We start from the raw sequence: 19,084 nt of genomic DNA on the forward strand, positions 1-19,084 counted from the left end.
GCTGCGGCCTGATGAGATGACAAGAGCCCGACGCTGCTGCGTCGGGCTCTTGTCGGTGGTGTTCGTGTTGCTCTGTGGGCGATACCAGACTCGAACTGATGACCTCTTCGGTGTGAACGAAGCGCGCTACCAACTGCGCCAATCGCCCCCTGCACTGTTCGTGCGGATCGATACTAGCGGAAGTCCGGCGGTGCATCGAACACATCGCGCGGCCCGGGTGTGGCGCGCTGCCCACAGGGGGTGTCGAACCGCCCCGATCCGCATGAACTCGGGGGACACGCCCGGTGAACGGGGAGGATTTTGGTGGAAGTGCCCCGGTGCGTATAGAGTTTACGTCGTCGCCGCGACAGCGGAACGACAAGTGCGGATGTGGCGCAGTGGTAGCGCATCACCTTGCCAAGGTGAGGGTCGCGAGTTCGAATCTCGTCATCCGCTCGAGTGTGGGTCTTCTCGAAGGCCCGCGACTCACCAGAGGGTATCCCACCGTTCGGGTACTCACGGAGACGTGAACCTCGATGGTGGGGTGGCCGAGAGGCTAGGCAGCGGCCTGCAAAGCCGTCCACGCGGGTTCGAATCCCGTCCCCACCTCCAGATCCACCCTCCAAGACCTTGATGGACTCCGGTCCACGCAGGGACTTGGGCGATTGGCGCAGCGGTAGCGCGCTTCCCTGACACGGAAGAGGTCACTGGTTCGATCCCAGTATCGCCCACCACGAAGCCCCCGGCAGGACCACCAGGTCCGGTCGGGGGCTTTCTTCGTTCCGGTCTGCTCGCCGTTCCCAGTCCGCCAGGACCGCGATGCTCCGTGGACCCCGCCCGGTACGGTGGTGGCCATGCAGATCGGCCCGAGGTGGAAGCGTGCCCGACGCGCGACCACGCCGGTGCTGTTCCACAAGGTCTGCGAGTGGCAGCGGAACGATCGGGACCCCGGCGACGTCGTCATCGAACGAGGAGTCTGGCTGGCGTTCACCGCGCGCCGAGTCGCGGTCTACGAGTTCGACGGCCGTGACACCCACGCTGCCGTGCTCCAACTGGACGAAGTGCTCGGCCCGACGTGGCAGGAGAAGATCGACGAGGCGCCGGCAGACTGGCTCCTGACACACCTGGAACGATTCGCGAGCGGTGTGGACGTCCGCCGGGCGGTGTTGGACGACTACGCCCTCCGGCACGGTGGTGGATCACCGCCGACCATCGAGTGGGCGATCCGGCTGTAGCGACGGCGTTCCCTCGAGGCCGACCGGGATGGTTCAGATCGAGCCGATGATCCGGCGCCTCAACAGTGCTGCGATCCCGGGGTCGATCAGTTGATCGGTCGGGTCAGACTCCGTCGGTCGCTGCCTGTGGGGTTTCGCCGGGGCGGACCTGCAGGCCTTTCGTCGTTCCCGTTGCCGTTCCCCGCCCCGCTCCGCGCCGCTCAGCTGACCGGGTTCCGGCGCAGCAGGAACGTGCCTGCCTCGACGGCCGCACGGACCGCGGTGAGTGTCTCCGAGGGTGCGTGTCCCGTCGTGTCGATCACGTGGTGTTCGAGCGACCGGAGCGCGGAGAGCTGCGCCCACATCGCGAGGATCGGCGCCTGGTCGACGAGTGCATCCGGAAGTGGTGCAGCATCCACGGCCCGACGATGCCGTCGACGACGACCACGAACCCGGGAACGAAGCAGCGGCCGCCGCAGCGTCCATGACCTCGGAGGCGAGCCGCTGCCACGAGCCCGCACACGGGGTCGTCGGAGGTCGGACACGCCCGACGTTGGCGGTGCGGCCCGTGGTCGGCCAGGGTGGGCAACGACTTGCCTGTGCCATCCGACGGTCGACTCCACCGCAGCAGAAGCGGCCAGCATCCGCATCGCCACCGAGCAGGCGACCACCGGCCGGCCCCTCCGCCTCGTCACCGACTGCCTCACAGTGCTGGCGCTCCTGCATGTCGCTGCCCGCGACGACGTGCAACGCGGTCCCCGCCTGATCCCGCTGCATCTGGCGGTACCGTGAGGGCAGAGCACTCTCGGGGGAGCAGCATGAGCACGTACCGTCCACACCGACACCGTCCGTCCGCCGGTGTCCTCACCGGTGCAGATGCCGTCGCATCGTTCGTCGGCGGGGCGGTCATCGGCGTCGTCTCGGATCTCACGCTCGGTCCCCGCCGTTGACGACGGACATGCCGGCGGACGTCATCGTCGACACCAGCGCTGCTGCCGCGGTGCGCACCCCGCCGGGGCTGAAGGTGTTCGGCGCCGTCTACACGCTCGTGTACACGTTCGGCGTCATCGCTTACATCGCCATCTCCGTCTACTACGACGCGTTCGACTACCGCAGTCAGAGGGAGTCGTCCCTCCTCGCGGCCGCGTGGGTGCTCCCGTTCCCCATCGTCGCGCACCTGCTCCATCTCGTCCTGTACCGGAGCGGCCGCCAGCGCCGGCAGGCGACCGCTCGGCGAACCGCAACCCGAGTCGTCGCCGAGGCAACTGCCGCCGGGTACCCACCCCTGGACGCCTGGCAGGTCGAGCGGATGCTCCTTGCGGAGGACAACGGTCCTGCCCCGTTCACCGGGACAGGGAAGGAGCCGTACCGGTCCCTCCTGCGATGGGACCTCCCGACCGACGATCCGTCGTTCGTCGTGACCGCCGTCCGCAGCGGCACGCCGGAGAGCATCCGCCTCAGCGCGGCGTCCTCGTCAACCCGGGGTCATGGCGCTGCCGCAGCGCACCGAGCCCGAGCCGGTCTTCGGCTCCTCGGCGCGTACCGGTCGGACCTCACCGCGCCGTTGGTGTCCTCGCGGCTCGGCGGGCTGCCCGCCGTTCACGATGGATTCGACTGGCCGACCTGCGCTGAACACGACGAGCCGATGCAGTTCACCGCGCAGCTCGAGTACGACGGCAGCCTCATCCTCGTCTTCATCTGCCAGGCAGACCCGGGCTCGTGCCCGTCCTGGGACCCGGACGCCGGGTCCAACGCCGCCATCGTCGTCGGTGGACGCGACCTGCACCCGGCCGGACGACCGGCATCACCGTCCGGCACCGCCGTGCTCACCGGTGAACCATGGCTCCTCGGCGTGCACCAGGCAGGGGCGGATGACTACTTCGACGCGTTGATCGAAGCGCGCGCCGACGGTGTCACCGTCGCCGGCCAGTGGGGCGGGAACCCGGCGTGGATCCAGAACGACGAGACGCCGGACGGATACCGGTTCGTCGCGATGCTCGACGAGGACCCCCTCGGCTCGAACTTCGGCGGAGGGTCCGCGTACGTCTTCGCCGACGGCCACGGTCACGCGAAGGTCCTCACGCAGACGTAGGCCGCGAACCGCACGGTTCCGCGAGCATCCTCGTCTGCCTGAGCCCGCAGTGGTCCGCGTCCGGGCGGCGTGACACCGTCGCCGCATAGGATCCGTCCGTGGGGATCTTCGACAGGTGGCGGCGGCGGAAGCCGGACGACAGCATCGACCAGACCGAGTACGACATCCTCGACGAGGTTGCACCCGACGAGCAGATGATCGACGAAACGGTCACCGAGCAGATGCTGCCCGGGTTCCGCCGCTTCGACGACATCGTCGAAACAGTCATCGAATGGTACGAGGACGACGCACCGGACCTTGACGAGCTCCGCCGCACTGTCCTCGAGCGCACCCGACTCATCTGGGATGCACGCCGGACAGAGGAAGCAAACTGGGACTGGCGCAGCAGCCAGTACGACCGTCTCCAGTTCGCCTTCGCGGAGCTCGCCCGCGACGGCTTCGTCACCGGGATGAACCTCGGCGTCGACCAGAGCGACGGGTTCCTGGAATCACGTGACCGGAGGACCCCGGACGAGACAGCACCCGACGGACACCGAGAGTGGGCGTACGTGTACTTCCACGAGCAGGACACGGACGGGCTCGCCCTGCACCGGTGCGTTCTCCGCCTCGCGTACGGGTCGTTCCGCCCAGCACCTGACATCGATCCCGACCTGGTCGCGAAGTCGATGCTCTCCACCCGCGGCGAAGCAGCCATCAACGAACGGTCCCAGCTGACCGCCGGTGAGCGGGTCGCCAGCGTCCTCACCGACCGAGGGTTCGACATCGACTGGGACGGCACCCCCAGCAAGCGCATCGGCGTGGTCATCGACCAGTGGCGGAAACCGCTGCCGTTCACCGACCTGGACGAGGCCCGCGCGGTGGTCGCCAACGAGCGCCTGCGTGTCCTCTGGCCCGGCGAGCGGGGGACCGCCGACGCGGCAGCGCTTGACGAAGAGGACGGCCGCTGGCACGTCTGGGCAACCGACGAGAAGGCCGGCGCCTGGTCCGACGGCTCCTGGCACGACGACGTCGGCGACGCACTCGACCGGTTCATCAGCACCGCCCGGTTGAACCAGCGACGTCCGCTGCGCTAGCTTCGGCGTGCTCGCGCTGCAGCGCGACCCCACAGCGCAGCAACGCTGACGAGGACGACTCCTCCGGCGACGGTTGCCCACGGCATGCTGTCGGAGAACATGCCGACGATGAGCCACGTCACGACTGCGAACGTCACCGCGATCGCTACTGCCCAGTGCCACGGCCACACGTTCGCCTGCGCTCGGGCTTTCCGAGCTGCGACCTGCCAGAGGTCCTCACCACGGGTCCCGTAGCGGCCGGCCCACTGCCGCTCGCTGATCCACGAAGGTCTCGGCACCCGAGGCGTCTCCGCCTGACGGTCGACGCGTGCATCGTGCGGCGCAGATGGTGCCGCCCGGCTCGGAGCCGGCAACGGCACCGGTTCGTCACGCGGCAACGAAGACCCGCCGTACATCCATTCACCACCGAGCAGGAACGACCGGCCTGGCTCGTCTGCTGTCGCTGCCCGGTGGAAGTCGGACACCCGACCCTCAGCGGTGCGTCGAGGGTCGTCCCATTGGTCCGCGTCAGCGAGGACGTCGGCGACGTACCGGCTGAGTTCCGTTTCATCGCCCCACGACGCCGTGACCAGCTCATCGAGCTGCAGTCGGATGACGGGGTTCGTTGTCCGCTCCGCCACCGAGGTGACATCCGAGAGGAACCGGTTCGCGGGCTCAGCGAACTCCGGCCACACGGCGACCACCGCTGGCAGCCGCGTTCGGAACGCCTCAGCAGCGGTGGGCCAGGGCACGACGACATCGGTGAGGCCCGGGCTCTCGTCTTCACCAGCTGCAAGCGCTGCGAGGAGCCGGTCAGCGTGCGCTGCGAACCAGGGTTCGGGAACGAGCCCCATCCACAGGAACGGCAGGAGCCACTGCACTTCCCACTCACCGGTGACCGCGTCCAGGTCGACCTCGCCGGCGCGAACAGCCGGGTCGTCTCCCGCCGTCGTCGACGAAGCGGCCAGCACGTTCAGCGTCACGGAGTTCCCCACGAACCGACCCTATCGACCGGTCGGACGTGGCCGTCGCCACGTCAGACGAACTCGAGTTCATCTGCCGGAAGGACGTGTGCCACCTGCAGGACCGTTGCCGACGCCAATCGAGCAGGACTTCCGAGCGGCGGGTCCACGACGGGAGCCGGCCGGGCGAGCACCGGCTGCTGCCCGAGCACGTCCTGTACGAGCCGCACCTGTGCGCCAGCGGACATGGTCAGGTTCGCCGCCGTGTGGCGCAGGTCGTCCGGCCGTCGCTGCCTGTGCCGCCGAGTTCCGACGGGCGTTGGTCGTGGTCCGGCTATGCCCCGGCGTCTTCGACGGCGTCCGCTGGTGTCGGCCCTGCCGTCATCCTGGTGCGGTCGAGCCGCCACCGTGCGATCGCTGCGGCGATGCCGGCGGCTGCGGAAGCGATGAGCGGCCACGTCCAGATGTCGTCCCCATCGTTCATGACGAGGAAGAGCGCGAGGCAGGCCGCCGCGAGTGCGCCGGCGAGCAGTGAGTGTGCGATGGCGTGGACGAGGCGGCTCCGGACTCGCATCAGGGCTCGGCTGAGTCCATAGGAGAAGGGGATGGAGGCGATGCCGCCGATGGCCGCTCCGATGCCGGTGAAGATGAGCGAGGCCGGAACGAAGAGGGAGAGGGCGATGGGGTTCCACCACGCAACGGCGATGACGGTGGCGACCGGCGCGGTGATGAGCGTCATCCACAACCAGCTCTTGACGATGAGCTCGGTGGTATCGGCCACAGTCCACTGTTTCATGCCACCCATGATGCGTCGCGGTCGCTGACGACCGCGAGCGGCGGAGCCAGGGGGAGCCGACGAAGAGCGTGACGCCGTCACGACGAATGATCGTGAGCGTTGGCGGTCCGGCCCGGGATCGGCCAAGGTGAGCACGTGACCGCCTCGTCGACGACCACCGCCCCTCGGCTCGCGCCGCTGTACGCCGCGGGGTTCGTGACCGCCTTCGGGGCGAACGGCATCGCCGCGGCGGTCGGTGGCGAGCACCTCGAACTCGGCCTGACGCTCGCGTGGCTGGGGCTCTTCCTGGCGCTCTACGACGTCGCCGAACTCGTCCTCAAACCGGTCTTCGGCGCACTGTCCGACCGCATCGGCCCGCGACCGGTGATCGTCGGCGGACTCGTCGTCTTCGCGGCAGCTTCACTGATCGGCGTGTTCGGGACCGGACCGTTCTGGCTCGGCCTCGCGCGTCTGCTGCAGGGTGCCGGCGCCTCCGCGTTCTCGCCGGCATCGTCCGCCGCGGTCGCCCGCCTCGTTCCGGCGCACCGTCGCGGGACGTACTTCGGTCGGTACGGCTCGTGGAAGGGTCTCGGCTACGCCGGGGGACCGGTCATCGGTGCACTCGTGGTGCAGTTCGGCAGCACGCAGTGGCTCTTCGGGATCCTCGTCGTGATGGCTCTCGTGACGGCGGTGGCGGTGCTCGTCGCCGTCGAGCCGATCGTGCCCCTGCCCCGGCAGCGGGCCACGCTCGCCGTGATGGTCCGAGCGGCCACGGAGCGCCAGTTCCTGATCCCGGTCGTCGTCCTGGCAGTCGGCAGCGCTGCGATCGGCGCGCTGACCGGTATGCTCCCGGCGCTCGGTACCGAGGTCGGCATCCCGCTCCTGGTGTCGACGCTCGCGGTCGCCGTCCTCGCGGTGACGTCGTCGCTCGTGCAGCCCGTCGCCGGTCGACTGCACGACGCCGGGCGTCTCGGCACCGGGGCGGCGGGTGTGGCCGGGACGGCCGCGGTGGCCGCTGCGTTCCTGGTGATCGCCATCGCACCCTCGGCGGTGGCCGTCTTCATCGCGGCTCTGCTCGCCGGAGCCGGTGTCGCCACGCTGACACCCGTCGCGTTCGCGCACCTCGCCGGCACGACACCGCCCGAGCGGCTCGGGCGGACCATGGGCTCAGCGGAGCTCGGGCGTGAGACCGGGGACGCCGTCGGACCGCTCGTCGTCGGTGGTGTGGGCAGCGCGATCGGGCTGCCGTTCGGGTTCGCGGCCTTCGCGGTGGTGGCGCTGGTCGGGACGCTCGTGGCGTCGCGGTTGCCGTCGAAGACGGCCGCCACACGGGACGCGTAGCGGACGGACGAACGGCCAGCGGAAGCTACGCGTACGGGTCGGCGGACACGATCCCGTACACGTCGGTCCGACGTCGACGATCGCGGAGGGCAGCGACCCAGCGAGCCACCGCGAGCGCGACGAGCGCGGCGGACACCCCTGCGAACAACCACAACCACCCGTCGTCGTCCTCGATGAGCAATCGCAGGGCCAGCATGCCGAGCGGTGCCGCGACCAGGATCCGTCGGAGCTCGCGCCACGACAGCTTCCACAACGTGGTGAGACCCTTCTTCCATCAACCGATCACGACGTACGCGATCACACACCCGGGGATGCAGAGGGCGACCCAGTTCGCGACCGCCCGCACCCCGTCGTCGGAGAACGGATGCGCCACTTCGCGGAGGACGCCGCCAGCAGCAGCCGCGACGAGCAGCACCCACATGCGGGCTTCCCAGCGGCGAGGGTGCCACCAGGGCGTGCGCCACAGCGGCACTCGCTCGCGGGCCACCGGCATCGCGACTCCTCCCCGGTCGGGCGTCCAGCGTCAGCGCGACGCTGATCGACGACGGGACCGAGAGGCTGCCGTCCCTGGCGGGAATCCGGCTTCTCCGCGTACGGTGTGACCGGACGAGGCCGACACCGCAGGTCGGTCCGACGAGGGGGCGCCATGAGGATCTTGAGCACCGTGGCACGGGGACTGGGCTGGTTGCTCACGACGGTCGCGAAGACGATGGGCGGCATGCGGGGCGCGAAGCCGTTCACCGATTCGCACGCGGCGCAGGTCCCGCCACGTCGTGAGGACTACCGCCCCTAGGAGGCGCGACCGTGGTTCCGCGCCGTCACCGTAGGATCGTCGAGCCGCATCCAGCGGAACGACGGGGGAGCACCTGATGGAACAGCACACCGAACCGCGCACGCGACCACGGGTCGTCACGATCGCCGTGGCGCTCTGGTGGGCGTCCGTCATCATCAGCCTCGTGGCCGCGGCGCCCGGCATCGTCGTGTCCATGCGCGAAGCCGGCGGCGCGATCATCGGGGCTTCGCTCGGGCTCCTCTTCGTCCTCGCCTGGTCGGCCGTGTTCGTGTGGCTCGCGACGCGGATGGGACGAGGCTCCGGGAACGCGCGACTCTGGCTCGCCATCATCGCCGGGCTGACTGCCTGCAGCGAAGTGATCACCATCGCCACCGACGGCGTGGGCTGGAACCTCGTCGACACCGTTTGCGTCGTCGTCGCCGCGGTGCTCAGCTACCTGCCCAGTGCCCGTCCGTTCTTCCCGCGCGAGGAACGACGCTCGCGAGCAACGGAACCCCGCACCATCGGGTGGGACCCGACGACGGGCGAGCGCATCGTCGAGACGCCCCCGTCGGGCGACCGCGCGCACTGACGCTCGCCCCGGAAAGCGGCCGGAGAACGTACGTTCCCCGTAGTGGGGGTACCGCCGGACTCGGCCGGATGGTTCCATTCAGAGGTCGGCATCCTCCGGGTGCCGAACAGCCACGGACCGTCTTGCGTCGCAGTGAAGGTGGTCGCCGCTGGTTACGGTGACCACGAGGTGCCGTCGAGTCGATTCGGGTTCGACACGGCGGCGCCTCCCACACACCGGGGGACCGTCCGACCAGGAAGCAGCATCATGCGATCGCTCGTCTACACCAGCACCCAGACCCGTCCGATCACGGATTCCGAACTCGCCCAGATCCTGGCGGTCGGTCGAGAGAAGAACACCCGGCTCGGCGTCACCGGCATGCTCGCGCACCGCGACGACAACTGCATCGGGATCATCGAGGGCGAGGACGACGTCGTCCGGGAGCGCTTCGACCAGGTCCGAGCCGACCCGCGGCACACGAACGTCCGGGTGCTGCTCGACGAGCCGATCACACAGCGCTCGTTCCCGGACTGGTCGATGGCGTTCCAGTCCCTCGACCCGCTGATGCACGACGTTCCGGGGTTCAGCGACCTGTTCAGCCAGGGTCGCCCGACCGACCCGGCGTTCGGGGCCTCCCGCGCTCGCGCACTCCTGGACTGGTTCCGGAAGCACCCGCTGGCACCACTGACGAACCAGAACGCCGCCGACGAGGAGGTCCCGCGCACCCGGGCGGTCAACGGTGCGATCGCGGTCCTCCACGACGGCGGACTCTCACGCTTCTCGCTCGAGGGCGTCGCGTCCCGGTCGGGGATGCGGCAGGCCGAGATCCTCGAGCTCTTCCCCTCCGAGCACGCACTGCTGGCCGCCGCGGTGATGCGGTGGACCCGCGCGGTGTCGGCACCGCTGCTGCCGCTCGCCGGCGAGAAGGGCACGGTCGCGTTCCTGCACGCGCTGCTCTCCGCCCACGCCGAGGACCCGTCCCTCATGCGTCTGATCGCCGCGACGCTGGCCATCTCGACCGACCCGTCGACGGACGGCGCCGACTACTACCGGTCTGCGTACCTGCAGTTCCGCGAGACCGTCCGCACCGCGCTGCAGGAGGACGTCCGCGCCGGCCGCGAACCGGCGACGATGGACCCGATCCGCGGGGCACAGCAGCTGCTCGCCCTCTACGACGGCATCCGCCTGCAGGCGCTGCTGACGCCGGACACCGACGTCGTCGACGCGTTCGACCGTGCCGCCGCACGGATGCGCCGCGGCTGGTCCGAACAGTACGAGGAGACAACCGTGTGGGACATCTCCGCGCCGGCGGGGGACTGACCCTCAACGCACCAGACGCACGGTCCGGGGGATCGGTCCGAACGCCGACTCCGCACCGTCGGCCATCTGGCCCACACCACCGGCGCCCCACACTGCGACGGTGTCGCCCGGTGCGATCCCGGCCAGGTCGGCTCCGGTCCACCCCGTGGGTGCGGCGTCGGAGGCGAACAGGGCGGCCGTGTCGGACACGCCGTCGGGGACCGTGAACGCCCCCTGGTCGGCGTAGGGCACGCGGACGTACTCGGCGTGGCTGCCCGCGAACCCGCCGAGCGCGTGGCTGTAGGCGAAGCAGCCGCCGATCGACGACCCCCACATCGCCTCGGTCAAACCCGGGTTCGGGTTGCCGTTGTCGCAGAGTGAGAACTGCCCGTGGGTGCAGTACCAGCACTGCCCGCAGGCGATGAACGAACAGACGACGACCCGGTCGCCCACCTTGTGCTTCGTGACGGCCGATCCCGTCTCGACGACCTCGCCCATGAACTCGTGCCCCAGGACGTCACCGGATCGCATGGTCGGGATGTACCCGCCGAGCAGGTGCAGGTCCGAGCCGCAGGTGGTGCTCAGACGCACCTTCAGGATCACGTCGTGATCGTTGAGGATCTTCGGGTCCTCCACCGTCTCCACCGCGGTCTCGTTGACCCCGGTCCAACAGAGCTCCTTCACAGCACACCCTCCTCGTTGCTCCGTTTCGTCGCCACGTCCACCAACGCACCGGTGGGTGTGGCCTTCCGTCGGCCGTGGGGGACCGGATCCACCCGGAGCACCTCGCCGACCTCGATGAGTTGCTTCGCCTCACGCAGAGCGGCCCGCAGCCGACCCCGTGTGTCCGAGCCGCCGCCTCGGAAGCGGGCACGGAGCTCGGTGCCGCGATCGCCGGGCGCGGGACGGGCCTCCACCTCGACGTCCTGCCCGAACGCCGTGAGCGGCGCGGGGATCCGCCCGCCTGGCAGCACCGCGTCCTGCCCGCGGTTCACCGTGACCGCGTGCCAGCCGGAACGCGGTTCGGCCAGCACCTTCCGTGTGGGCCCGGGTGCGCCGCGTCGACGGCGCGAGACGACGATGCCGACGGCAGCGGTGACCATCGCAGCGGCGGCGAGGTTTCGGGCCCTCATCGTGCTGTCCCAGCGAGGAGTCGGTCGGCAGCGGGCGCGTTCGCGCCCAACCGACGGGGATTCGTGTGTTCCATCGCGGCCTCCTTGAGTCGCATCGGTGCGGATCAACGGGACGGGAGCGGCGACCGCGTGATCGTGCCGGTCGGGGTCGCGGAGTCGCTCCGGTCGATCCACCATGAGCGTGGCTTCCCTGGCGCCGTCCCGGGTTGTCCGTGATGCGCTGCGGCAGGTGACGGCAGCGAGACGGACGGGAGGCCCGGTGCCAGCTGGCACCGGGCCTCCCGTCCGTCGTGGGGTCGCGTCTCAGACGCGCACGGCGCGTTCGTCGGGGACGCAGTGCGTCATCATCAGGCCCTCGACGTCGCGGGAGCCGTTGTGGCCGAGGTTCGCCAGGCGGGCAAGCTCGTCGTCGCTGAGCGTCTGAGACTGCAGCGGGGGCAGCTCCTTGACCTCGTCGAGGGTGATGCCGAGGCCCTCGCCCACGCGACGACCCAGGTCGTCCTCGACCATGTAGAAGTGCCAGAGCATGCGCTCCTGCACCGGACGGGCCGCCTGCGAGATGAGGTCGACGAAGTTCGCGACGAGGTCGTCGCGCTCCCAGTCCTGCAGGAGCAGGTACCGCTGGCCGGCCTGGGTGTAGTCCTTCGTCCGGGGGATCCGCTTGCGGGTGAGGCGCCCGACGATCTCCGGCCCCTGGTCGTCGTGGGTCGGGTACTCCGCCTCGCGCAGGCCGCCGGTGATCGACGGCTCGTAGTTGACGTGCGGGTTCTCGCCGCCGTGGTCCTGGTGGTACGCCATCTGTCCGTCGCGCTGGTTGGTCGCGACGGCACCGTTCTTCGGGGCGTTCACCGGCAGTTGCAGGTAGTTCGGGCCCACGCGGTAGCGCTGTGTGTCCGAGTACGAGAACGTGCGGCCGACGAGCATCTTGTCGTCGGAGAAGTCCAGGCCGTCGACGAGCACGCCGGTGCCGAAGGACAGTTGCTCGTTCTCGGCGAAGTGGTTCGTGACGTTGCGGTTCAGGACCATCTTGCCGACGGGCTTCGGCGGGAACTCGTTCTCCGGCCACACCTTCGTGTCGTCGAGCGGGTCGAAGTCGAGCTCCGGGTGCTCGTGGTCGTCCATGAGCTGCACACGGAGCTCCCACTCGGGGTACTCACCGCGCTCGATCGCCTCGTACAGGTCCTTCGACGCGTGCCCGAGGTCGCCGGCCTGCACGGCGGCGGCGTCGGCCTCGGTCATCGACGACACGCCCCCCGACGGGATCCAGTGGTACTTGACGAGCTTGGTGTCACCGTCCGCGTTCACCCACTTGTAGGTGTTCACGCCGAAGCCCTGCTGGGTGCGGTAGTTCGCGGGGATGCCGCGTGGGCTGAACAGGTTGACGAGCATGTGCATCGACTCGGGGGTCTGCGACATGAAGTCGAAGATGCGCGCCGGCTCCTGCCGGAAGGTCACGGGGTCGGGCTTGAGGGAGTGGATGACGTCGGGGAACTTGATGGCGTCGCGGATGAAGAAGACGCCGAGGTTGTTGCCGACGAGGTCCCAGTTGCCGTCCTCGGTGTAGAACTTCACGGCGAAGCCGCGCGGGTCGCGGGCGGCCTCGGAGGAGTCACGGCCGCCGATCACGGTGGAGAACCGGATCGCCAGGTCGGTGCGCTTGCCGGGCTCCTGGAACAGCTTCGCGCGGGTGTACTGCGCGATGGGTTCGTCACCCCACGCGCCGGTGGCCTCGAAGTACCCGAAGGCGACCGCACCGCGGGCGTGCACGACCCGCTCCGGGATCCGTTCGCGGTCGAAGTGGCTGATCTTCTCGAGGAACTGGTAGTTCTCGAGCGTCGCCGGGCCACGGGCTCCGACGGTGCGCTGGTTCTGGTTGTCGGAGACGGGGTGGCCCTGGCGGTTCGTCAGGATGCGGCGGTCGTCGCCCTCGGCGGGCGGTTGGCTGGAGACGTCGGTCATGTCTCGTCCTCTCTGCGGTCGCGGTCGGCTCGGGTTCCCGACCGAGTGTGGACCGGGGCGCGGGCACGCCCTCCCAGCGGCGTCGAGGACGCGGACGAGGGCCGGTCGCCGGTGCGTTCGCCGCGGACGGCCCGTCAGTACTTCGCCGCTGACGGCCCGTCAGTACGAGGTGCGACCGGTGGCTGCGGCACCGAGCACCGCGGCTGCACCGTGGGCGAGCAGGGTCCCGTCGGTGACGACGGCGACGCGGTCGAACCCGAGCGCGCGGAGCCGTTCGGCGCGGGCCAGGTCGCCGGCGAAGGCGCCGGTGTGCTTGCCCGCGCGGCGGGCTGCGGCGACGATCGCGGGGAGTGCGCCGTCGTCGTGCAGCAGTGCGTCCAGCTCGATGCCCAGTCCGATCGACAGGTCGAAGGGGCCGACGAACACCGCCGAGACGCCCGGGACCGCCATGATCTGCTCTGCGGCACGGAGACCCTCGGGTGTCTCGAGCATCACCCACACCTCGGGATCGGCAGCGGCGGCGGACGGTGCCACGCCGCCCCAGAGTCCCGCCATCGGCCCCCAGCTCCGTCGGCCCCGCGGTGGGTAGTGCGCGGCACGGACGGCGTGCTCGGCCTGCTCGACGGTCTCGATCATCGGGACGATCACGATGTCGGCGCCGAGGTCGAGCGCACGGCCGATCGCGGCGTCCGAGCCCTCGGCGACCCGGACGGCGACGGGGACCTGCGGTGCGACCGCGGCGAGCGCCGGCATCGTCGCCAGGAGCGTGGCGTCGTCGAAGGCGCCGTGCTGGGCGTCGAGACCGAGCCAGGCGAACCCGTTCTGCGCGATCTGTGCGGTGGTGCGGGGTTCGCCGAGGGTGCACCACACACCGTCGGCGCGGCCGTCTCCGAGTGCTGGCACCGTGGTCCTCCGTCTCGTCTGCGACCGCGAGCGCCGATGGTTCGGCGTCCGGCGCGCCAGGCTACCGCCCACGGGGACCTCGACCCTCCCACGGCGGTGCCGGGACAGCCCGCGCCCCCATGCGCACGCATGGGACATGGACAACTGCTCACCTTCGGGTGTAGTCCTGTGCGCAGGACGCACTGCACGGGCGGTCACAGGTCGCCAGCACCAACCAGCACCACACCAGTCGGGACCTGCAGGAAGGTCGGGCGGACATGCGTGACGAAGGTGACGTCGGCCAGCAGACGGGCTCGCGTCCGCCGGGCAGCGACGGACTCCGTCTGGCGTTCGGGATCGTCGGCGCCGTGGGCGTGCTCGCCGGACTGGCTGCGATCGTCCTGTCCCACGCGACGCTGTTCGCGGTGTCGTGGGTCTTCGGGATCTACCTGGTCGTGTCGGGGGCGGCGCTGGTCGTCCGGGGACTCCGGCTGCGCCCTGGGGTCTGGTGGCGTCAGGTCGGGCTGGTGGTCCTCGGGGCGCTGGTGGTCGCCGGCGGTGTCGTCGCGATCGTGTTCCCACCGATCGGGGCGCGGTGGGTGGCGCTGCTGCTCGGGTTCGCCTGGATCCTCGAGGGCATCGCACTCATCTACGCACCGTGGGTGGGCCGCCGCCCGCTGACCGTGGTGCTCGCCGTGCTCAGTGTGCTGAGCGGGATCCTGGTGATGAACCTGCCGGGTCTCGGCGCGCTGGTGACGGTGGCCGCGGTGGGGAGCGTCCTCATCGTGTTCGGTGTCGTCCAGCTCGTCGTCGCGTTCAGCTGGCCGAGTCCGGAGGGGGAGCGGGCCGGCGTTCCGGTCCCCGGCCCCTGATGCTCGCCGTGCGGTGGGAGCAACAGGGACCGAAGTCGTGGGTGGCGCGCGACCACGGAACCAGCCTGGGGCTCGTGCTGCACGTCCGTGAGCGGTTCCTGGCGTTCGACCAGGACGACCGGCCGCTCGGGAGCGCAGCCTCCCTGGCGGCGGCGCAACAGCTCGTGGCCGGTGCCGTCCGCTCGAGCGCCCCGGCCCGGCGGGACACCGTCGCGGTGGTGCTGTCGGTGCTCGCGGCGCTCACCGTCGGGGGAGCGGCCGTCGTGCTCGCCGCTCGCGCCCTGATCTGAGCGGGGACCGTCGAGGCGAGGTGCACCGACGCACCGACGCCGCGCGCACCGGTACCGTTGCGTCCGTGAACGACGACCCCGATGCCGCCATCGCCCAGCACGTCCACGACGCCTGGGACGGTTCCCTGCGCCTGGTGCACATCACGATCTCGGACGAGGACGGTGACGCCTACCCCGGGCAGGACGTCGACCGGTGGGTGATCGACGTCCGCGTCCCGATCACCGACGACGACGAGACCGAGGCGGTCTCCGTCGCCGAGGTCACCGCGTTCACGAGCCGTGCACCGGAGTCGCTCGAGGCACTGGTGCTCGGCTACCAGGTCTCCGACGTCGCCGGGGCCTTCGCGTCCGCCGTCGCCGCACAGGACGCGACGGGGGAGACGTTCTTCTCGCTGCAGACCCACGCCGCCGAGATGCTCGGCAAGCCCGACCTGCTCGCCGTCGACCGACTCACGGTCCGCCCGGCGTACCGGGGGCTGCCCGGACTGGTGCCGGCGATCGTCGACGCCGTCCGCCACGGACCGGCCGGGCGCACCGCTTCGTGGGTGCTCACGGACCCGACGGTGTGGGACGTGCCGTTCGGCGAGGACGACCGGTCAGCCGGCGCGTTCGTGCAGTGGGCCGACACCGCGGTGCTCACCTCGATGAACGCCGCGCCGGACGACCTGGAACGCCTGTCGCTCGTGCCGCCGGCCGGTGGCATCGTGATGGGGTCCCGGTCGGACGAGGTGCACCTCGGCGACGCGATCGACCACGCGATGACGCAACCGGCGATCGCGGTGCCGTTCGACCTGCCGCCGAAGCTCCCCGCCAGCATCTGGGCCGCCGCGCCCGAGGACGTCCACGGCGTGCACCCGGACGAGACCACGGGGTCGATCACGGTCGAGACGCACGACGAACAGCTCGAGGTCGTCGGGTCACCGGGCACCGCACCGCAGCTCGTGGGGATCTCGGCCTCGGCCGACGCCGCGACCCAGGAGTGGCTCCGCACCGTGCACCAGCGCTGGTGGCAGTACGAGCCGGACCTGCACGCCCGCATCCACGACGTCGTCGACGAGTACCTGTCCACCGGGCACATCGAGTCGGCGTCGGACGAGCTCGCCGGGCACCTGCACGCCCCCGACCTGCCGCCGTACCGGACGGAGTGGCCGGGCACCGGCACCGTCCTGCTCGAGGAACTCGGCGAGGACACCGAGCCCATCGTCTTCGACGCCGTGCTCGAGGACGGCACGCGGCACGAGCACATCGGCGTGGTCGTCGTGCACGAGTCCGGACACGTCCGCGCGTTCCTGCACGACGAGTGGGAGCCCGGGTTCCCGGCCGCGGAGGCCGCGGTCGCGCACCTCATCAGCCTGGGTGCCGGCGAGTTCTTCGCGGACGCCCTGCACGACGAGCTGTCAGCGGGTGTCGAGCACGCGATCCTGACGGGTGACGTCCGCGGCCACTGACGGCCGGGCGTACACGCCACATGGCCCGGCGGCACACGGCCCGGGCGCACCCGGATCGGTCAGCCCAGCCGGACCCGCCGGTTCAGACCGGGCGGTAGATCGCGATCGGCGGGGTGTCGTCGTCGCCCGCGTCGTGGGCGTCGCCCGTCGCGAGCCAGGTGCGGCCCTCGTGCTCGATCGTGGTCGGCAGGTCGCCGTGCACCAGGATCCGGATCACGGGGGCGTCACCGTCGACCAGGTCGACGCCGTGGGCCTCGGTCCCGCCGGGATTGTCGTGCACGTAGCTCATGGTCCGATCGAACTCCGTCGACCTGACGGACGGCCCGCGCCGCGCCGGACACGCCCGGAACCTGCACCGGAACCGGTGATGCCGCCCTTCTTCGGGTAGAGTCATCTCCGCACGGCCAGCACGGCGTGTGAACGCGGATGTGGCGCAGTGGTAGCGCATCACCTTGCCAAGGTGAGGGTCGCGAGTTCGAATCTCGTCATCCGCTCAGAACAGGAAGACCGGAACCCCCGTCGCTCGGAAGAGCGGCGGGGGTTCCGTCGTTGCGGGGCGTCGCAGCACCGAAGGCGTGGGGGCCCGGCGGGCGCAGGCTTCGGGTACCCGCGCCCACCGGGCGCGGAGGCGACCCTGCCCCCACCGGCACGCGCTGGGTGGGTGGCCCGGCGCAGTTCCGAGGATGTATCCGGAGCCGTCCCCCGTTCGGGTGGGAACCGGATCCAGGGTTGCGGGAACCCGCAAGAACTCCGCACGACCCGCCGATCGAGCCTTGTGCTACTCGAGGCCGTCCGGTAATCGCACCGACATCGTGCGGGCACCGGGCAATCCCACCCAGCGCCGGGTTCCCGACTCGACGACCGTGACGAGCACCGTGTCGCACCCGCGGCAGCGCGCCACCGACCCCATCGCGGAGCGGTGGACGGTGGTCTGCCCGAGCACCCCGAGCGAACCGCACCCGGCGCAGCGCAGGGCGACCACGGTCGGCTCGGGTCCCAGACTGTCGGCCAGCGTCCCCGCCAGCGCGTTGCCGTCCACGACGACCATCAGTTGCCCCCCGAACCGTTCGGCGCGCACGTCACTCGTGTCGTGTCCGAGCTCGGTGAGCCAGCGCAGCACCTGCTCGACGAACGGCGTCGACCCGCACACGTAGACCAGGGCGCCCGCGTCCGGCGGGAACACCGCGGCAGCGAGCGCGTCCCGCGTCAGCCGGCCGGCCGGCACGGACGAGCCTGGAGGCGCGGTGCGGCTGTACACGTGGGCCACCTCGAGCGGTGCCCGGCTCGCGAGCGCCTGGTCGAGTTCCGCACGGAAGAACACGTCGTCCGGAGTGCGGACGGCCGCGAGGAGCCGGAAGGGCGCCGGGTCGTCCGCCTCGGCGTGGGCGGTCACCATCGCGACGAGCGGCACGATGCCGGAGCCGCCGGCGATGAGCTGCACCGGACGGGTGGACTCGCCCGGCCGCCAGACGAACCAGCCGCCCAGGGGTCCGTGGACCTCGAGCGCGTCGCCGACCTCGACGGCGTCGACGAGGAACGGCGAGACCTCGCCGCCGTCCACCCGGTCGACCGCGAGCACGACGTCGGTCGCGGGGCCGGCCGACGCGATGGAGTAGGAGCGCTGTGCCTGGTAGCCGTCCTCGGCGGTCAGCCGCAGGTCCAGGTGCTGCCCGGGGTCGTTGCCCGGCCAGGTGGGGACGTCGAGGACGATCCGGCGCGCGTTCGTCGTCTCGCGGCCGACGGACGCGACGGTCGCGGCGTGCCAGGCCGGCCGCCTGCGCGTGGTGGGACGAGCGACGGGGGTGATCCGTGCCTCCAGGCCGGTGTCGGGGAGCGTCACCAGTACCGCTCTTCCTTCCACGGGTCGCCGTGCAGGTTGTAGCCCGCGTTCTCCCAGAAGCCGGGTTCGTCGTCGGACTGCATGACGATGCCGCGCACCCACTTGGCGCTCTTCCAGAAGTACAGGTGGGGCACCAGCAGGCGGGCGGGCCCGCCGTGCTCGGGCGTCAGGGGCTCGCCGTCGGCCTCGAACGCGATCCAGGACTTGCCGTCGAGCAGCTCGTCGAGCGGGACGTTGGTCGTGTACCCGCCGTAGCTGTGCACCATGCAGTAGTCGAGTTCGGTCTCGATGTCCTCGAACAGGCGGTCGAGCGGGACACCCCGCCACGGCATGTCGAGCTTGGTCCAGTGCGTGACGCAGTGGATGTCGACGGTGACGTCTTCGACGCCGAGCGCGTGCACCTCGTCCCAGGTCCACTGGTGCAGGCCGGACTCGGTGCGGATCGAGAAGGCCCAGTCGGTCGGCTCGATGTCGGGCGTCGCTCCGGCGGACAGGACGGGCCAGTCGCGGACCAGGGTCTGACCGGGCGGGATGCGGGTGTCGTCCCGGTCGTCGCGTCGACCGCCGAACCCGCGGGTGAACGTGGCCATGGTCCTCCTCGTC

General features: G+C 70.6%; 22 protein-coding genes and 5 tRNA genes. 14 read left to right on the forward strand and 13 right to left on the reverse strand.

Annotation, left to right across the window (positions count from 1 at the left end; all coding sequences use genetic code 11):
- Positions 1 to 75: 75 nt before the first annotated feature.
- Positions 76 to 148: transfer RNA gene (locus ACZZ9K_RS01960), tRNA-Val, on the reverse strand.
- Positions 149 to 363: 215 nt separating this feature from the next.
- Between ACZZ9K_RS01960 and ACZZ9K_RS01965 the strand changes: the two genes are divergently transcribed.
- The 4 genes from ACZZ9K_RS01965 to ACZZ9K_RS01980 all read left to right on the forward strand — a co-directional run bounded on the left by ACZZ9K_RS01965 (position 364) and on the right by ACZZ9K_RS01980 (position 1,214).
- Positions 364 to 435, forward strand: a tRNA-Gly gene (locus ACZZ9K_RS01965).
- Between the two features lie 82 nt (positions 436 to 517).
- A tRNA-Cys gene (locus ACZZ9K_RS01970) sits at positions 518 to 591 on the forward strand.
- Between the two features lie 47 nt (positions 592 to 638).
- Positions 639 to 713: transfer RNA gene (locus tag ACZZ9K_RS01975), tRNA-Val, on the forward strand.
- Positions 714 to 833: 120 nt separating this feature from the next.
- The gene (locus tag ACZZ9K_RS01980; RefSeq protein ID WP_463443202.1) at positions 834 to 1,214 is read left to right on the forward strand and encodes a hypothetical protein; all 381 of its coding nucleotides are present in this window, start codon (positions 834 to 836) and stop codon (positions 1,212 to 1,214) included.
- A gap of 200 nt (positions 1,215 to 1,414) precedes the next feature.
- On the opposite strand, the gene ACZZ9K_RS01985 is transcribed toward ACZZ9K_RS01980, so the two are convergent.
- The gene (locus ACZZ9K_RS01985; RefSeq protein WP_463443203.1) at positions 1,415 to 1,612 is read right to left on the reverse strand and encodes a hypothetical protein; all 198 of its coding nucleotides are present in this window, start codon (positions 1,610 to 1,612) and stop codon (positions 1,415 to 1,417) included.
- A gap of 539 nt (positions 1,613 to 2,151) precedes the next feature.
- Between ACZZ9K_RS01985 and ACZZ9K_RS01990 the strand changes: the two genes are divergently transcribed.
- Both ACZZ9K_RS01990 and ACZZ9K_RS01995 read left to right on the forward strand, forming a co-directional pair.
- A complete protein-coding gene (locus tag ACZZ9K_RS01990; RefSeq protein WP_463443204.1) occupies positions 2,152 to 3,285 on the forward strand; it encodes a YwqG family protein in 1,134 nt (377 codons plus the stop codon).
- Between the two features lie 98 nt (positions 3,286 to 3,383).
- Positions 3,384 to 4,358 carry a DUF6891 domain-containing protein gene (locus tag ACZZ9K_RS01995; RefSeq protein WP_463443205.1) on the forward strand — a complete coding sequence of 325 codons (975 nt, stop codon included), beginning with the start codon at positions 3,384 to 3,386 and terminating at the stop codon, positions 4,356 to 4,358.
- Here the strand turns inward: ACZZ9K_RS01995 and ACZZ9K_RS02000 are convergent.
- Positions 4,355 to 5,332: a hypothetical protein gene (locus ACZZ9K_RS02000; RefSeq protein WP_463443206.1), complete on the reverse strand. Its 978-nt coding sequence runs from the start codon at positions 5,330 to 5,332 to the stop codon at positions 4,355 to 4,357. The genes ACZZ9K_RS01995 and ACZZ9K_RS02000 overlap by 4 nt on opposite strands.
- Before the next feature lie 301 nt (positions 5,333 to 5,633).
- The gene (locus tag ACZZ9K_RS02005) at positions 5,634 to 6,095 is read right to left on the reverse strand and encodes a hypothetical protein (protein ID WP_463443207.1); all 462 of its coding nucleotides are present in this window, start codon (positions 6,093 to 6,095) and stop codon (positions 5,634 to 5,636) included.
- Positions 6,096 to 6,230: 135 nt separating this feature from the next.
- Here ACZZ9K_RS02005 and ACZZ9K_RS02010 point away from each other — a divergent pair, with 135 nt between their 5' ends.
- Complete coding sequence (locus tag ACZZ9K_RS02010) at positions 6,231 to 7,415, forward strand: MFS transporter (RefSeq protein ID WP_463443208.1); 1,185 nt, start codon at positions 6,231 to 6,233, stop codon at positions 7,413 to 7,415.
- A gap of 25 nt (positions 7,416 to 7,440) precedes the next feature.
- Here the strand turns inward: ACZZ9K_RS02010 and ACZZ9K_RS02015 are convergent, their stop codons facing one another.
- Together ACZZ9K_RS02015 and ACZZ9K_RS02020 are read right to left on the reverse strand one after the other, a co-directional pair.
- Positions 7,441 to 7,668: a hypothetical protein gene (locus ACZZ9K_RS02015; protein ID WP_463443209.1), complete on the reverse strand. Its 228-nt coding sequence runs from the start codon at positions 7,666 to 7,668 to the stop codon at positions 7,441 to 7,443.
- 21 nt (positions 7,669 to 7,689) lie between these two features.
- A complete protein-coding gene (locus ACZZ9K_RS02020) occupies positions 7,690 to 7,902 on the reverse strand; it encodes a hypothetical protein (protein WP_463443210.1) in 213 nt (70 codons plus the stop codon).
- A 159-nt stretch (positions 7,903 to 8,061) separates the two neighbouring features.
- On the opposite strand from ACZZ9K_RS02020, the gene ACZZ9K_RS02025 reads away from it, so the two are divergent.
- The 3 genes from ACZZ9K_RS02025 (at position 8,062) to ACZZ9K_RS02035 (ending at position 10,078) form a co-directional block, all read left to right on the forward strand.
- Positions 8,062 to 8,208 carry a hypothetical protein gene (locus ACZZ9K_RS02025; protein ID WP_173033777.1) on the forward strand — a complete coding sequence of 49 codons (147 nt, stop codon included), beginning with the start codon at positions 8,062 to 8,064 and terminating at the stop codon, positions 8,206 to 8,208.
- Positions 8,209 to 8,284: 76 nt separating this feature from the next.
- Positions 8,285 to 8,779, forward strand: coding sequence for a hypothetical protein (locus ACZZ9K_RS02030; protein ID WP_138803295.1), 495 nt, complete (start codon positions 8,285 to 8,287; stop codon positions 8,777 to 8,779).
- A gap of 246 nt (positions 8,780 to 9,025) precedes the next feature.
- Positions 9,026 to 10,078: a BLUF domain-containing protein gene (locus ACZZ9K_RS02035; RefSeq protein ID WP_214558301.1), complete on the forward strand. Its 1,053-nt coding sequence runs from the start codon at positions 9,026 to 9,028 to the stop codon at positions 10,076 to 10,078.
- 3 nt (positions 10,079 to 10,081) lie between these two features.
- Here the strand turns inward: ACZZ9K_RS02035 and ACZZ9K_RS02040 are convergent, their stop codons facing one another.
- The 4 genes from ACZZ9K_RS02040 to ACZZ9K_RS02055 all read right to left on the reverse strand — a co-directional run bounded on the left by ACZZ9K_RS02040 (position 10,082) and on the right by ACZZ9K_RS02055 (position 14,052).
- Entirely contained in the window at positions 10,082 to 10,741 is a 660-nt protein-coding gene (locus ACZZ9K_RS02040; protein WP_463443211.1) for an alcohol dehydrogenase catalytic domain-containing protein, read from the reverse strand.
- On the reverse strand, positions 10,738 to 11,190 hold the full coding sequence (locus ACZZ9K_RS02045) for a hypothetical protein (RefSeq protein WP_138803300.1): 453 nt from the start codon (positions 11,188 to 11,190) through the stop codon (positions 10,738 to 10,740). The genes ACZZ9K_RS02040 and ACZZ9K_RS02045 overlap by 4 nt, the downstream gene beginning before the upstream one ends.
- A gap of 303 nt (positions 11,191 to 11,493) precedes the next feature.
- Positions 11,494 to 13,149 carry a catalase gene (locus ACZZ9K_RS02050; protein ID WP_463443212.1) on the reverse strand — a complete coding sequence of 552 codons (1,656 nt, stop codon included), beginning with the start codon at positions 13,147 to 13,149 and terminating at the stop codon, positions 11,494 to 11,496.
- 159 nt (positions 13,150 to 13,308) lie between these two features.
- Positions 13,309 to 14,052 carry an HpcH/HpaI aldolase family protein gene (locus tag ACZZ9K_RS02055; protein WP_463443213.1) on the reverse strand — a complete coding sequence of 248 codons (744 nt, stop codon included), beginning with the start codon at positions 14,050 to 14,052 and terminating at the stop codon, positions 13,309 to 13,311.
- Positions 14,053 to 14,309: 257 nt separating this feature from the next.
- Between ACZZ9K_RS02055 and ACZZ9K_RS02060 the strand changes: the two genes are divergently transcribed.
- The 3 genes from ACZZ9K_RS02060 (at position 14,310) to ACZZ9K_RS02070 (ending at position 16,641) form a co-directional block, all read left to right on the forward strand.
- Complete coding sequence (locus ACZZ9K_RS02060; protein ID WP_463443214.1) at positions 14,310 to 14,903, forward strand: HdeD family acid-resistance protein; 594 nt, start codon at positions 14,310 to 14,312, stop codon at positions 14,901 to 14,903.
- A gap of 74 nt (positions 14,904 to 14,977) precedes the next feature.
- Positions 14,978 to 15,193, forward strand: a complete 216-nt coding sequence (locus ACZZ9K_RS02065) for a hypothetical protein (protein ID WP_139178758.1) — start codon at positions 14,978 to 14,980, stop codon at positions 15,191 to 15,193.
- 65 nt (positions 15,194 to 15,258) lie between these two features.
- A complete protein-coding gene (locus ACZZ9K_RS02070) occupies positions 15,259 to 16,641 on the forward strand; it encodes a hypothetical protein (RefSeq protein WP_463443215.1) in 1,383 nt (460 codons plus the stop codon).
- Positions 16,642 to 16,723: 82 nt separating this feature from the next.
- On the opposite strand, the gene ACZZ9K_RS02075 is transcribed toward ACZZ9K_RS02070, so the two are convergent.
- On the reverse strand, positions 16,724 to 16,930 hold the full coding sequence (locus ACZZ9K_RS02075; RefSeq protein ID WP_463443216.1) for a hypothetical protein: 207 nt from the start codon (positions 16,928 to 16,930) through the stop codon (positions 16,724 to 16,726).
- 133 nt (positions 16,931 to 17,063) lie between these two features.
- Here ACZZ9K_RS02075 and ACZZ9K_RS02080 point away from each other — a divergent pair.
- Positions 17,064 to 17,135 (forward strand) — tRNA-Gly (locus ACZZ9K_RS02080).
- A 284-nt stretch (positions 17,136 to 17,419) separates the two neighbouring features.
- On the opposite strand, the gene ACZZ9K_RS02085 is transcribed toward ACZZ9K_RS02080, so the two are convergent.
- Together ACZZ9K_RS02085 and ACZZ9K_RS02090 are read right to left on the reverse strand one after the other, a co-directional pair.
- The gene (locus ACZZ9K_RS02085) at positions 17,420 to 18,481 is read right to left on the reverse strand and encodes a DUF6510 family protein (protein ID WP_463443217.1); all 1,062 of its coding nucleotides are present in this window, start codon (positions 18,479 to 18,481) and stop codon (positions 17,420 to 17,422) included.
- Positions 18,478 to 19,071, reverse strand: a complete 594-nt coding sequence (locus tag ACZZ9K_RS02090) for a molybdopterin-dependent oxidoreductase (protein WP_463443218.1) — start codon at positions 19,069 to 19,071, stop codon at positions 18,478 to 18,480. The genes ACZZ9K_RS02085 and ACZZ9K_RS02090 overlap by 4 nt, the downstream gene beginning before the upstream one ends.
- Positions 19,072 to 19,084 lie beyond the last annotated feature (13 nt).

The sequence above is a fragment of the Curtobacterium sp. AC268 genome (assembly GCF_979258745.1).